Source organism: Caulobacter segnis (genome assembly GCF_019931575.1).
Taxonomy (GTDB): Bacteria; Pseudomonadota; Alphaproteobacteria; order Caulobacterales; family Caulobacteraceae; genus Caulobacter; species Caulobacter segnis_C.
Genome location: NZ_CP082923.1, coordinates 4,970,557 through 4,984,569 on the forward strand (window position 1 = coordinate 4,970,557; position 14,013 = coordinate 4,984,569).

Annotated in this window: 11 protein-coding genes; 4 read left to right on the top strand and 7 right to left on the bottom strand. The window is 69.2% G+C overall.

What is annotated here, in order from left to right; genetic code table 11:
* The first annotated feature begins 65 nt into the window (after nt 1-65).
* Both K8940_RS22775 and K8940_RS22780 read left to right on the top strand, forming a co-directional pair.
* Nucleotides 66-623 (top strand): SRPBCC family protein, encoded by a 558-nt coding sequence (locus tag K8940_RS22775; RefSeq protein ID WP_223395957.1) that lies wholly within the window; start codon nt 66-68, stop codon nt 621-623.
* The gene (locus K8940_RS22780) at nt 608-1,051 is read left to right on the top strand and encodes a thiol-disulfide oxidoreductase DCC family protein (protein ID WP_223392312.1); all 444 of its coding nucleotides are present in this window, start codon (nt 608-610) and stop codon (nt 1,049-1,051) included. Before K8940_RS22775 ends, K8940_RS22780 begins: the two co-directional genes overlap by 16 nt.
* Here the strand turns inward: K8940_RS22780 and K8940_RS22785 are convergent.
* The gene (locus tag K8940_RS22785) at nt 1,048-3,582 is read right to left on the bottom strand and encodes an HWE histidine kinase domain-containing protein (RefSeq protein ID WP_223392313.1); all 2,535 of its coding nucleotides are present in this window, start codon (nt 3,580-3,582) and stop codon (nt 1,048-1,050) included. The genes K8940_RS22780 and K8940_RS22785 overlap by 4 nt on opposite strands.
* Nucleotides 3,551-4,144: a biliverdin-producing heme oxygenase gene (locus tag K8940_RS22790; RefSeq protein ID WP_223392314.1), complete on the bottom strand. Its 594-nt coding sequence runs from the start codon at nt 4,142-4,144 to the stop codon at nt 3,551-3,553. The genes K8940_RS22785 and K8940_RS22790 overlap by 32 nt, the downstream gene beginning before the upstream one ends.
* Nucleotides 4,145-4,303: 159 nt before the next feature.
* Between K8940_RS22790 and K8940_RS22795 the strand changes: the two genes are divergently transcribed.
* Both K8940_RS22795 and K8940_RS22800 read left to right on the top strand, forming a co-directional pair.
* Nucleotides 4,304-7,165: a M16 family metallopeptidase gene (locus K8940_RS22795; RefSeq protein ID WP_223392315.1), complete on the top strand. Its 2,862-nt coding sequence runs from the start codon at nt 4,304-4,306 to the stop codon at nt 7,163-7,165.
* A gap of 34 nt (nt 7,166-7,199) precedes the next feature.
* Nucleotides 7,200-8,438 carry a flavin monoamine oxidase family protein gene (locus K8940_RS22800; RefSeq protein ID WP_223392316.1) on the top strand — a complete coding sequence of 413 codons (1,239 nt, stop codon included), beginning with the start codon at nt 7,200-7,202 and terminating at the stop codon, nt 8,436-8,438.
* 3 nt (nt 8,439-8,441) lie between these two features.
* Here the strand turns inward: K8940_RS22800 and mscL are convergent, their stop codons facing one another.
* The 5 genes from mscL to cmk all read right to left on the bottom strand — a co-directional run bounded on the left by mscL (nt 8,442) and on the right by cmk (nt 14,013).
* Nucleotides 8,442-8,858, bottom strand: a complete 417-nt coding sequence (gene mscL / locus K8940_RS22805) for a large-conductance mechanosensitive channel protein MscL (RefSeq protein ID WP_223392317.1) — start codon at nt 8,856-8,858, stop codon at nt 8,442-8,444.
* 86 nt (nt 8,859-8,944) lie between these two features.
* On the bottom strand, nt 8,945-9,235 hold the full coding sequence (locus tag K8940_RS22810) for an integration host factor subunit beta (RefSeq protein WP_004617135.1): 291 nt from the start codon (nt 9,233-9,235) through the stop codon (nt 8,945-8,947).
* Between the two features lie 175 nt (nt 9,236-9,410).
* Nucleotides 9,411-11,372 carry a DUF3857 domain-containing transglutaminase family protein gene (locus tag K8940_RS22815; RefSeq protein WP_223392318.1) on the bottom strand — a complete coding sequence of 654 codons (1,962 nt, stop codon included), beginning with the start codon at nt 11,370-11,372 and terminating at the stop codon, nt 9,411-9,413.
* A gap of 126 nt (nt 11,373-11,498) precedes the next feature.
* Nucleotides 11,499-13,208, bottom strand: coding sequence for a 30S ribosomal protein S1 (rpsA, locus tag K8940_RS22820; RefSeq protein ID WP_223392319.1), 1,710 nt, complete (start codon nt 13,206-13,208; stop codon nt 11,499-11,501).
* A 163-nt stretch (nt 13,209-13,371) separates the two neighbouring features.
* Nucleotides 13,372-14,013, bottom strand: coding sequence for a (d)CMP kinase (cmk, locus tag K8940_RS22825; protein WP_223392320.1), 642 nt, complete (start codon nt 14,011-14,013; stop codon nt 13,372-13,374).

The following is a 14,013-nucleotide window of genomic DNA, read 5'->3' on the forward strand; positions in this document are numbered from 1 at the left end:
CGAGCCGCTTAAAAAACGGCTCCGGGGCCTGACTAAATCAAAGCCGGCGCGTTAGCTTCAGCATGATGCGCCGGCTGGTTCTTCTCCTTGCCCTTCTCGCCTTCGCCGGCCCGGCGCGGGCGGCGGCCGAGTGGGACCTTAAGGATGGCGGCCTTGCGGTCGAGGCCCATGCCGACGACCACGGCCGGGGCCTGGTCCGGGCCAGCATCGACATCGCAGCCCCGCCCGCCGTCGTCTTCCGCGTCATCCTCGACTGCGACCGCGCCGCCCGCATGAGCCCGGGCGTCAAGAGCTGCCGCGTCGTCTCGCGCGCGCCGGACGGGACGGAAATCCGCGAGCACACGGTCAAGTGGGGCTTCTTCTGGCCCGCCATGCACTCCACCTCGCGCGTGACCCTGATCCCGGACCGCGAAATCCGCTTCACCTGCATCGGCGGCGACATCCGCGCCTGCGAGGGCTTCTGGCGGCTGGAACCGCTGGACAACGGCCAGCGCACCCGCGTCACCTACGACCTGTGGGCCGCCGCGCCCGTCGCCGTGCCGGCCGGGCTGGTCAGCGCCATGATGCGCCGCGACGTGCCCCAGTCCCTGAAGGCGCTGCGGCGGGAATGCGAGGGCGGATGAGCGATGTCGAGCGCCAAGGGGAACCGGACGGCCTGATGCTGTTCGACGGCGTCTGTCATCTCTGCGACGGGACTGTCCGCACCGTGCTGGCCTGGGATCGACATGGCCCGATCCGCTTCACCCCGATCCAGTCGATCTACGGACGCGAGTTGGCCCTCGCCCACGGCCTGGACCCCGATACGCCCGAGAGTTTCCTGTTCTTCGACCACGGCCGCCCGCTGCGGAAGACCGCCGCCATCGCCGCCCTGCTGCGCCGCCTGCCCGCGCCCTGGCGCTGGCTGGCCGTGATCGACGGCCTGCCACGAGGCCTGACGGACATGGCCTACGACTGGATGGCGGCCAATCGCTACCGGCTGTGGGGCCGCAGCGACCGCTGCATGGTCCCGACGCCGGAGCAGGGCGCCCGGTTCGTGCTGGACCGTCCCTAGAAGAGGGCCGCCACGCTTTCGGCGCTGTAGGGCTTCTGCAGCACCGGGGCGTCGCGGAAGCGGTCGGGGAAGGCGGCGCTGTCGCCGAAACCGGTGCCGAAGGCGAAGGGCACGCCGGCCGCCTGCAGGGCCTCGGCGACCGGGAAGCTGGTCTCCTGGCCGAGATTGACGTCCAGGATGGCGAACGGCGGCAGGGCCTCGGCCAGGGCGTCCATCGCCTGGCCGACGCTGGAGGCCACGGTGACCTGCTTGACGCCCAGCCGGGTCAGCATGTCCTCGAGATCCAGCGCGATGATCATGTTGTCTTCCAGCACCAGCATCGTCTCGGGCGCGCGGACCGGCGTGTCGGTGCGGCGCGGCTGGGTCACGGCGGCGGTGACGCCCTCGGTGGTGACATAGCGTCCGGGGATGCGGATCCGGGCCTGGAAGCCCTCGGGCCGGTAGTCCAGCGCCACCTCGCCGTTCAGGTCGTGCGGGATCGAGTGCTCGATGATCGTCGAGCCGAAGCCCCTGCGGGTCGGCGCCTTGACGGGCGGGCCGTCCTTCTCGCGCCAGTCGATGATCAGGTCGCCCTTGGCGTCGCGCGACCAGTCGATCGTCACCTGGCCGCGCTGGTCGCACAGGGCGCCGTACTTGGCCGAGTTGGTCATCAGCTCGTGGATGACCAGGGACAGGATCGAGAACGCGTCCGGCGCCAGGGCGGTCGGGGCGCCGTTCAGCTTCACGCGCTCGGCCTTGGTGGAGAGATAGGCCTCGGCCTCGGCGGTGATCAGGTCGGAAAGGGCGCCGGGGCCCCACTGGTGGCGGGTGATCTGGTCGTGGGCCCGGGCCAGGGCCTGGACGCGGCCGCCGACCACCTCGGCGAACTCCTCGACGCTGGAGACGCCGGCCCGGCTCTGGCTGATCAGCCCCCGGATCAGGCCGAGGATGTTGCGCACCCGGTGGTTCAACTCGGCGATCAGCAGTTCCTGGCGCTGGTTGGCGCGCTGGCGCTCTTCGTCGGCCAGGTCGGTCAGGCGGAAGACGATCTCCAGCAGGCTGGCGCGCATGCTCTCGGCCAGCGACCGCTCGACCGTGGTCCAAGGCCGGCTCTGGCCGCGCACGGTCTCTTCCCAGGCCTCGAAGCTCTTGCGCGGGGTCAGGCGGTCGCCCAAGGGCCCCACCTGGACCAGCTTGGCCGGCTTGCCCGCCCAGACCACCGTCTTGGCCTCCTCCTTGCGGAAGAAGATCAGGTAGTCGCGCGGGGCCCGCGACAGCGGCACGGCCATCATGCCGGCGGCCTTCTCCGACCAGGCGGCGGCCGACGGCAGCAGGGCGCTGATATCGTTGGTGGCGAACACCGAGTGGGTGTCCTTGTCGCGCAGCACCCGGACCAGGGTGTGGACGTCGCTGGCGTCGGGCGTGGAGTCGCGCAGGGTCAGCCGCCCCTCCAGCCACAGGGCCAGGCCGTCGCAGCTGACCAGGCGGCAGAGGTCGTCGAGATAGGGGCTGAGGCTGTCGGCGCCGGCATTGGCCTTCACCACCGCGTTCATCATGCGGTCGTGCAGGTTGCGGGCCTCGGCCATGCGCCGGGTCTCGATCTCGCGCTCGCGGCTCTCCAGGTTCAGCGAGAACAGCTGGCCAAACAGCTCGGCGGCCGTGCGGCGCTCGTAGCTGATGTGCTTGGGCGCGTAGTGGTGGCAGGCGAACAAGCCCCACAGCTTGCCGTCGCGCAGGATCGAGATCGACAGCGAGGCGGCCACGCCCATGTTGCGCAGGTACTCGATGTGGATCGGCGAGACGGCGCGCAGCATGCTCATCGACAGGTCGACGGGCTCCCCCGAGGGGCTGACCTGCGGGATGATCGGCGAGATCTCGGCGTCGACGTCGGCGATGATCCGCAGCCAGCTGCGCTCGTAGAGGGCGCGAGCCTGGACCGGGATGTCCGAGGCCGGATAGCGCTGGCCCAGGAACGAGCCGATGCCCGGCCGCACCGACTCGGCGATCACCTCGCCGGCGCCGTCGTGCGCGAAGCGATAGACCATGACCCGGTCGAACTCTGTCAGGGCCCGCACCTGACGGGCGGCCTCGTGACAGAACTCCTCGAAGGTCGGGCGCGCGGCGATGCGCGTGGTCATCGAACGGACCGCCGAAGCAGGCTCGATCAGAGTGTCGGGATGGCTGGGCTCGCCCTCAATGATCAGCAGGCGGCCGGAATAGTGCAGGGCGAGGTCGAAATCCTCGCCGCCGTCGACCAGGGGCTGGCCGAACATGCGCTCCACCGCATCGGCGCCACGCATCACCTGCAGGCGACCGCGGATGTTGTGGATCGCGTGACCGCTCATCACCTGGGTCAGCGGCCGGCCCAGCAGGTCCGCCGCCGCCACGCCCAGATAGCGCAGGCTGGTCGTCGAGGCGTGGACCACGACCCAGTCGGAATTGACGGCCAGCAGCACGCCGAACGGCTGGACCGAGCCTAGGATGTGGATCGGCTCCCGGTCACAGTTCGTCAGGTCGACCTCAAACCCGGACATGGGCGCCAGTTCGGACATTCAGGCTTCCAGGTGAAGGGGCCAACCTCTCGAACGCGTCCGAGAAACATCGGAACCCATATCGCGCTCCGGCCTCGGCCGCGTCTGTCCGAAACCCGACTTTGGGTATCGCTTCCAGCCAAGCCACGAAGGATCGCCACAGCTCCTGGCCCTCGCCATGGGTCAGATAGGCCAGCGGCAGGCCGGCGTCGGCGCCGCGCACCTGGCGGGCCAGGAACCGCGCGCCCAACCTCGAGCCCTCCAGCACATAGAGCAGGCCGGCGGCGAAATCGCGGTCGGGAACCGTGGCCGACGCGAACGGCGGCGCCTCCAGCCCCAGGGCCGCGAGATCGCGGGCCAGGCCGGCGCGGCGGGCGCGGTGCGCCCAGTCCGGCAGCCACTCGGCGACGCCTGCCCGCTCCAAGGCCAGTTCCAGCGGCGCCAGGGCGGCGGCCGACGCCGAAAGGAAAGCGCCATAGCCCAGGGGCGTCTCGATGCGCCAGCCGGCCACGGTGGCGTCCAGCGCCGCGTGACTTTCGGTGGTCGCCGCACGCAGGCGGTCGCGGAGCGAGATGTCGGACAAGCTTTCCCCCGGTACGCACGACCCTACGGCGGGGGCGAAACGACCAACTGTAACACAAGCGGAGTTCAATGGTTCCATCCGCACATGACAGCTCGGTAAGGTTTACCCGCGTTCGAGCGGTGCTAGGGTCGCGCCACACTTTCCAGGAGACCTTCGCGCATGATCCGCACCGCCAAGCTCGCCCTCGTGGCGGCCGCCCTTTCGACGACGGCGCTGTCACCCCTGGCCATGGCGGCGACGAAGGCCAAGCCCAAGCCCGCGGCCGCGGCGCCGGCGGTCTCGGCCATCAAGGTTCCGCCGATCGTCTATCAGCAGCGCGTGCTGGCCAACGGCCTGAAGGTCTACACGTCGCGCGACGCGACCACCCCGAACGTGTCGGTGCAGGTCTGGTACGGCGTCGGCTCCAAGGACGATCCGCACGGTCGTTCCGGTTTCGCGCACCTGTTCGAACACCTGATGTTCAAGGCCACGCGCAACATGCCCAACGAGACGCTGGACCGCCTGACCGAGGACGTCGGCGGCTTCAACAACGCCTCCACCTGGGACGACTTCACCAACTACTACGAGGTGGTGCCGGCCAATCACCTGGAGCGCCTGCTGTGGGCCGAGGCCGACCGCCTGAAGTCGCTGGTCATCGACGACGCGGTGTTCGCCTCCGAGCGCGACGTCGTGAAGGAAGAGCTTCGCCAGCGCGTGCTGGCCGATCCCTACGGCCGCTTCTTCGCCCTCTCGATCCCGCAGCAGTCGTACACGACCCACCCGTACCAGCGGCCGGGCATCGGCTCGATCGAGGAGCTGGACGCGGCCACGGTCGACGACGTCCGCGCCTTCCACCAGACCTATTATCGTCCGGACAACGCGGCCCTGATCATCGTCGGCAACTTCGACCAGGCCAAGCTGGACGCGATGATCGACCAGTACTTCGCGCCGATCGCCAAGCCGGCGGGCGACATCCCGAAGGTCACCGTGGTCGAGCCGGCCCGCACCGGTCCCAAGACCGTCAACACCTATGGCCCCAACGTGCCGCTGCCGGCCCTGGCCATCACCTGGCAGGCCCCGGCCGCCGCCGACAAGGACACGCCAGCCCTGGCGGTGCTGGACGCCGTCCTGTCGGCCGGCAAGTCCTCGCGGCTCTATGACAGCCTGGTCTACGAGCAGAAGATCGCCCAGCAGGTGTTCTCCAGCGCCCCGAACAACGCCCAGCCGGGCCTGTTCTACGTCGGCGCCATCATGGCCGGCGGCAAGACGGTGGCCCAGGGCGAGACGGCCCTGCGCGCCCAGGTCGCCCGCGTCCGCGACGGCCTGGTCACGCCCGCCGAACTGGCCGAGGCCAAGGCCGGTCTGCTGGCCGACGCCGTCCGCCGCCGCGAGGAGATCGACGGTCGCGCCTTCGCCATCGGCTACGCCCTGGAGACCGAGGGCGACGCCGCCACGGCCAACACCAGCCTGGCCAAGCTGCAGGCCGTCACCGCCGCCGACATCCAGCGCGTCGCCCGCAAGTACCTGGCCGACGACCGCCGCACGGTGATCCGCTACCTGCCCGAGAAGGACCGCCCGGCCGGCGAGAAGGACGTCACGCCCCCGATCCCCAAGGTCGCCTCGGTCAAGTACGACGGGCCGGTCACGACCCTGGCGCCCGAGGGCGATCGCGAGAAGATTCCGGCCGTCGCCGCGCCGGTTCCGGCCGCGCTGCCGACCCCGGCCGAGAAGACCCTGGCCAACGGCCTGCGGGTCATCGTCGCCAAGTCCAGCGACCTGCCGCTGATCACCGCCGACCTGACCGTGAAGGGCGGGGCGAGCTCCGACCCGGCCGGCCTGGCGGGGACCTCCAGCCTGACCTCGGAGCTGCTGACCGAGGGCACCACCAGTCGCTCGGCCACCCAGATCGCCCGTGAGACCGAGGCCCTGGGCGCCAATCTGGAAGCCGGCTCGGGCTGGGAGGCCGCCTCGCTGACGCTCAGCGTCACGGCCAACAACGCCGCCCCGGCCATGACCATCATGGCCGACGTGGCCCAGCACCCGGCCTTCTCGACCGAGGAGCTGGACCGCGTCCGCACCGAGACCCTGGACGGCCTGTCGGTCTCGTACCAACGCCCGGGCTCCCTGGCGGCCTTCGCCACCGCGCCGGTGCTGTACGCCGGCTCGGCCTACGGCCACGTGGCCGGCGGCACGCCGGGCTCGCTGCCCAAGGTCAAGCGGACGGACCTGGCCAAGACCCACGCCGCCTACTGGCGTCCGGACAACGCGGTGCTGGTGCTGACCGGCAACCTGAGCCCCGAGGCCGGCTTCGCCCTGGCCGAGAAGGCCTTCGGGTCGTGGAAGAAGCCCGCCACGCCGCCACCGGCTCCGCCGGCCGCCCCGAGCGGCTACCAGCCGCGCAACCTGGTCATCGACCTCCCCGGCACCGGCCAGGCGGCCGTGGTGCTGGCCAAGCCGGCCATCACCCGCGCCGACCCGAACTACTACCAGGGCGTCGTGGCCAACACGGTGCTGGGCGTCGGCTATTCCTCGCGCCTGAACCAGGAGATCCGCATCAAGCGCGGCCTGTCGTACGGCGCCGGCTCCAGCCTGACGCCGCAGGGACGCTTCGGCGGCTTCTCGGCCCGGGTGCAGACCAAGAACCCCTCGGCCGGCGAGGTCGTCACCCTGACCCGCGCCGAGCTGACCCGCCTGGCCGCCGAGCCGGCCTCGGTCGGCGAACTGGCGGCGCGCAAGTCGGTGCTGGTCGGCGGCTTCGGCCGCGACCTCGGCACCTCGGAGGGCCTGGCCAACATCCTGGGCAACCTGGCCGTCTACGGCGTGCCGCTGACCGAGATCCAGAGCTACGCCGCCAAGGTCGAGGCCGTGACGCCCGCCGAGGTCCAGGCCTTCGCCAAGGACAAGCTGGACCCGGCCCAGATGAGCGTCATCGTCGCCGGCGACGCCAAGGCCATGGGCGCGGACCTGACCAAGGCCGCGCCGAACGCCACGGTGATCCCGGCCGACAAGCTGGACCTCGACGCGGCCAGTCTGCAAAAGTAGGGAAGCTTTAGGTCCCACGATCCGATGAGGTCTCATGGACGAGGTCGACATCGCGATCGTGGGCGCCGGCGCCGCCGGCCTGGCCGCCGCCGAGACCGTGGCCGCCAGCGGCTTGACGGGCGTCCTGCTGGAGGCCCGCGACCGCCTCGGCGGACGGGCCCACACGATCCAGACCGCGATCGGCCCGATCGACCTGGGCTGCGAATGGCTGCACTCGGCCGACCAGAACCCGCTGGTGGCCAGGGTCGAGGCCCTGGGCCTGACCATCGACAAGACCCCGCCGCCCTGGGCCAACATCGCCGACAATCCGGTGTTTAGTCGTAGGGAGCGCGCGGCGTTCGGCGAGGCCTTCCAGGCGCTGGACGCCCGGATCGAGGCGGCCGCGCGCGACGGCGGCCCCGATCGCCCGGCCTCGGACCTGATGGACCCGGACAGCCCCTGGAACCCTTTGCTGAACGCCTTCAGCGCCTTCTACAACGGCGCGGAGTTCGACCAGGTCTCGCTGCACGACTACGCGGCCTATGACGACACCGAGGTCAACTGGCGCGTCGCCGAGGGCTATGGAACGGCCATCGCTCGCCTCGCGCCGAAGGCCCTGCCGACGCGCCTCTCCTGCCCGGTGACGATGATCCGCCACGACGGCCCGCGCGTGACGCTGGAAACGGCGCTCGGCGACGTCTCGGCGCGCGCCGTGATCGTCTGCGTGCCGACGACCATCCTGGCCACCGGAGCGCTCCGCTTCATGCCGGCCCTGGCCGACAAGCTCGACGCCGCCGCCGGCCTGCCGCTGGGCCTGGCCGACAAGGTGTTCCTGACGCTGGACGAGCCCGAGATGTTCCCGCCGGAGACCCAGGTCTACGGCGATCCCCACACCACCGCGACCGGCGCCTACCACCTGCGCCCGCTGCACAGGCCGATCATCGAGGTGTTCCTCGGCGGCGCCCATGCCCGGTCGCTGGAAGGCCAGGGTCCCGGCGCGGCGGCCGCCTTCGCGATCGACGGCCTGGCGGAGGTCTATGGCGGCGAGGTGCGCCGGAAGGTGCATGTGCTGGCCGAGACCCACTGGGCCGGCGATCCGTTCGCCGGCGGCTCGTACTCGCACGCCCTGCCCGGCCACGCGGGCGCGCGAGCCGTCCTGGCCGCGCCGGTCGACCAGCGCCTGTTCTTCGCCGGCGAGGCCTGCAGCCCGAACTTCTTCTCCACCGCCCACGGCGCCTGGCAGACGGGCCAGACGGCGGCGAAGGCGGCGATAGGGGCCCTGACGGGCGGCTAGGCCCTACGTCTTCGCCAGCAGGTCGCGGATCTCGGTCAGCAGCTTCTCTTCCGGCGTCGGGGCCGCCGGCGCCTCGGGAGCCGACTCGGCGGCGTCGGCGCGGCGGATGCCATTGACGACCTTGACCAGCAGGAACACCACCATCGCGACGATGAAGAACTGGATCAGGGTGTTGATGAAGGCGCCGTACTGCACCGAGACCTTCTCGATCGCCTCGGTCGCCGGGTTCTCGGGACGCAGCACCCATTCCAGCTTCGAGAAGTCGAGGCCGCCGGTCAGCAGGCCGATCGGCGGCATGATCACCTGGTCGACCAGGCTCTTGACGATGCCGTTGAACGCCGCGCCGATGATCACGCCGACGGCCAGGTCGATGACGTTGCCGCGGGCGATGAACTCGCGGAATTCCTTGACCACGCTCATGACAAATCCCTCGCTGCCTCGATAAGGAGGCCGGAGGCTGGCGTCATTCGCGCGCCAGGGCAAGCTTCAGGAGAACAGGCTCAAGCCTACTCGTCGCCGTCCGCGTTCAGGCGGGCGCGCAGTTCCTTGCCGCTCTTGAAGAACGGCACGTGCTTGGCGCGGACCTCGACGGCCTCGCCGGTGCGGGGATTGCGGCCGGTGCGGGCGGGGCGCGAGCGGACCGACAGGGCCCCGAAGCCCCGCAGCTCCACGCGACCGCCGTCCTCCAGAGCGCCGATCATGCGCTCGAGAATCACGCCGACCACGCGTTCGACGTCCTTCTGCGTCAGGTGCGGATTTTCATTCGCGAGCCTGGCGATGAGTTCAGACTTGATCATCGATATCCCCGGAACACCCTTGGAGGAGAAGGGCGCGGAGGGGACCTTTGCCCAACGACGGCTGAGTCTTCAAGGGGTTGCGTGCGATTCACGAACGAGGTTCGGTTAATGCACGGCGCGCGGCAGCCGAAAACCTGGACGGTTCCGACACCCGCCGCGCGCCATTCGGAAGACCTCACGAACCCTTCGGCGCGCGGATGATCTCGGCCTCGGCCGCCAGGCGGCGGGCGGCCTTGTTGGCCTCGTCGACCTCACTGAACGGCAGTTCGCGGCCCGTGCTGCGGCTGGTCTGGGTGAATCGCGCCACGCCATCGCTCAAGCCCGCCGTCCGGGCGATGTCGCTATTGGCCACGCGCCCCGACCAGGTCAGGCCCTTCACTGAATAGCCCGCCCCTTTGTTGGGCAGCACGATCTCGACCACGGCGCTATTGTAGGTCGGGAAGGGCGTCATATAAGGCGCATCGGCGTTCGGTCCGGGTTCGCGGCGCGGGAAGGTCATGGCCTTGCCCGATCCTGAACCGGGGAACTTGTATTCCCGGGCGCCGACGTCGTCGTTCATCCGCCAGTCCATCTCGGACGCGCCGGTGATCACCACCTTCCCGACGCCGTCGGGACTGATGTCGAAATCGATCTTCTCGATGGTCAGCCAGCTGTTGCTGCTGGAGAACTGTTGCTTAAGGCCGCGCTCGACATCGGCGCGCGGCGCGGTGCGCAGCGCCCGCGCCATGGCCAGGCCCGCGTCCCCCCGAAAGATCATGCTCATGGTCGTCGGCGCCGGCTTGTCGAGACCGCCCGAGGCGTCGATGCGGATCACGCCTTCGGTGTCCGGCTTGGCCAGCGGCGTCTGGACGATCTCCTCGAGCGACGCCCCCGCCGTGCGCAGCGGCAAGGCCCAGCGGAACGGCGGCGGCCGCAGCCCGTCGATATCGCCCAGGTCGCCCGATCGGGTTCCATCCAGCCAATAGCTCCTATCCCCCAGGCGGGCGCGAACGATCACGTGATTGAACGGCGCGGCCGAAGGCAAGCGCGCGTCCAAGCCGTCGCCGCTGGTCGTGGACACCAATACCGGCTCGGCCTCGACTCCCAATTCGCGAAGAATGGCCAGCAGCAGTACGGTCTTGCCCTTGCAGTCGCCGAAACGCCGCGACCAGGTCTCGTCGACCGAAGCGGGTTTGTAGCCGCCATCGCCCATGCCCAAGAACAGGTAACGGGTCTTGTCCTCGACTAGCTGCAACGCCTTGAAGGCCCGGACCTTGGGGTCCGTGCTGGCGGCGGCGATCCCGGCGATCTCGGCCCGCAGCGACGAGTCGGCCGACAGCTCGGACGCCTTAGCGTAGAGCGGCGCCATGCGGCGAGAAATGTCGTCCCAGCCGGTGTAGGTCGTGGCCTCCAACATGCCCAGGCGCTGGAAGCGAAGTGGCGCTCCGATCGGGGCCTTGGGCGTCCTGGCGGCGGCGACATCGACCAGCAGCTCATTGGTCTTGCCGGACTTGACGACCCTAGGCTCGGGGAAGGCCGTCGAGGCCTTCCAGGTCAGGGGCGTGCCGTCGGCCCACAATACGCGGACTCGATAGCGGCCAACCGCGCCCGTCCAGCCCATACGCTCGAAGTCGTTGGTGCGGCCGCCGACCAGCGGATCGCGGTGCTCGTAGGTCCAAGCCCAGTCGACGATGTCGCCGACCTGCAGGTCCTTGATCTGGATCGAGGCCGTCATGCGACCGTCCAGCATGGCGCGCTCAAGGTTCTTCTCGCGGCGTAGGACCAGCACGTCCTCGCCGTTCTTGAGCAGATCGATGCGCTTGCCGTCACGGACGATGGCCAGGGCGTGGAGCGTGACCTTGTCGCGGACGGGGTCCCAGGTGACGGAGCGCGAACCGCCCTGCAGCGCCTCGGGCTTCAGGATCTTGACGACCCGGCGGTTGTAGAAGGCTGACCCGGTATTGTCGTGCTGGGACTGGTTGTCGTCCAACAGCAGCTGGGTCGAGGGGGCTTGGTCGTCGACTGGCGGGGCCGGGATCTCGGCCACCTGCACCCACTTGGCCGGCGGACCGTAACTGGGCTTTTCATCGGCTCGGGCCGCACCGGCCAGGACGACGACCGACACAGCGGCCAGAGCCGCGAACCTGAAACCCCGCACCCACGCCTCCCCGAACTCAACCTCAGGCAGTTGTGGCAGGGATTTTCCCGAAAGGGAACGGCGCAAAAGAAAACGGCGGCGGGATCGCTCCCGCCGCCGCGACTTCAACTCCGATGGAGCCGAAGACTATTCCTTGGAAGCGCGCTCGCGGAGAGCGGCGCCCAGGATGTCGCCCAGCGAAGCGCCGGAGTCCGACGAGCCGAACTGCTCGATGGCTTCCTTCTCTTCGGCCATTTCCAGCGACTTGATCGACAGCGACACGCGGCGAGCCGCCTTGTCGATGTTGGTGATCTGAGCGTCGACGCGGTCACCCACGGCGAAGCGCTCGGGGCGCTGTTCCTGACGATCGCGCGACAGGTCCGACTTGCGGATGAAGGCGGTCATCGGGGCGTCGTCTTCACCGAAGCGAACTTCGATGCCGCCCGAGGTGACTTCCGTGACGGTGACGGTCACGGTCTGGTTCTTGCGGAAGGTGTCGCCCGACATCGGGTCGCCGGCCAGCTGCTTGATGCCCAGCGAGATGCGTTCCTTCTCGACGTCGACGTCGAGAACCTTCGCCTTGACCACGTCGCCCTTCTTGTAGCGGGCCATGGCTTCTTCGCCCGGGACGCTCCAGTCGATGTCCGACAGGTGGACCATGCCGTCGATGTCGTTGTCGAGGCCGACGAACAGACCGAATTCGGTCGCGTTCTTGACTTCGCCTTCGACGGTCGAGCCGACCGGGTGCGCTTCCAGGAAGGCTTCCCACGGGTTGGCCAGGGCCTGCTTCAGGCCCAGCGAGACGCGACGCTTGGACGGATCGACGTCCAGCACCACCACGTCGACTTCCTGCGAGGTCGAGACGATCTTGCCGGGGTGGACGTTCTTCTTGGTCCAGGACATTTCCGAGACGTGCACCAGGCCTTCAACGCCGGCTTCCAGCTCCACGAAGGCGCCGTAGTCGGTGATGTTGGTGATGCGGCCCGTGAACTTGGCGCCGACCGGGTACTTGGCTTCGACGCCATCCCACGGATCCGACTGCAGCTGCTTCATGCCGAGGCTGATGCGCTGGGTGTCCGGGTTGATCTTGACGATCTGGACCTTCACGGTGTCGCCCACGGCGAGCACTTGGCTCGGGTGGTTGACGCGCTTCCAGCTCATGTCGGTGACGTGCAGCAGGCCGTCGATGCCGCCCAGGTCGACGAACGCACCGTAGTCGGTGATGTTCTTGACGACGCCTTCGCGGATTTCACCCTCTTGCAGCTGCGACACCAGTTCGGTGCGCTGCTCGGCGCGGGCTTCTTCCAGGATGGCGCGACGCGAGACGACGATGTTGCCGCGCGGACGGTCCATCTTCAGGATGGCGAAGGGCTGTTCCTTGCCCATCAGCGGACCGACGTCGCGGACCGGACGGATGTCGACTTGCGAGCCCGGCAGGAAGGCCGAGGCGCCGCCCAGGTCGACGGTGAAGCCACCCTTCACGCGGCCGACGATGGCGCCCATGACGGGTTCGTTGCGGGCGTAGACGCCTTCCAGACGGGTCCAGGCTTCTTCGCGCTTGGCCTTCTCGCGGCTGATGACCGCTTCGCCCATCGCGTTTTCGAGGCGTTCCAGGAAGACCTCGACGGTGTCGCCGGTCTTGATGGTGGCCTTGCCGTTCTCGTCGACGCCGAATTCCTTCAGCTGGACGCGACCTTCGGTCTTCAGACCGACGTCGATGATGGCGAAGTCCTTTTCGATCCCGACGACCTTGCCCTTGACGACGGTGCCTTCCGCGAAGTCGCGGCCGCCCATCGAGTCGTTCAGCAGCGCTTCGAAATCGTCGCGCGTCGGGTTGAAGCTCATATCGTCAGCCATGCTGATCTTTAGTCTCGTAGGTTGGGGGAAGCCCTGTGGTGAGCGCCGCTGGAGAAAGCGGTTCTCGGGATTCCGGATGAAGTGGGTTGTCTGCGGATCCCGCGATGTTCTCTCTATCGCGGCGAGGTCGGCGGTGGATTTGCCCTGAAAGCCAGACCTTGGATCAGGCCTTCCAGCGGGCGCGCGCGTCCTCGACGATACGGCGGGCCGCATCGAAGGCCTGCTCTATAGTCATTTCCGACGTATCGAGCAAGACGGCGTCGTCCGCCTGCGACATCGGCGAGTCCTTACGGCCGCCGTCGCGTTCGTCCCGGCGCAGGATGTCGGCCAGGATTTCCTCGTAGGTGACGCCTTCGCCCTGCCCCACCAGCTGTTTCCAACGACGGTCGGCGCGGATCGCGGCGGTCGCCGTGACGTAGAGCTTAGCCGGGGCCTCGGGGCAGATGACCGTGCCGATGTCGCGGCCGTCGATCACCGCGCCGGGCTCCTGGGCCGCGAAGCGCACCTGGAAGTCGCGCAAGGCCAGGCGGACCGGCGTGTGGACGGCGACGCGGCTGGCCAGCTCGCCGGCGGCGCGGGTGCGCAGCTCGGGACGGTCCAGCTCCGAGGCCTCCAGGGTCTCGGCCGCGGCGGTCGCCGCCGCGACGTCGTCTAGGTCACCGCCCTGCTCGGTCAGCTTCACGCCGACGCCGCGATACAGCAGGCCGCTGTCCAGCACGGGAAAACCGTAGAGCGCGCCCAGTCGGTTGGCGATCGTGCCCTTGCCCGAGGCGGCCGGCCCGTCGACGGCGATCACGAAACCCAT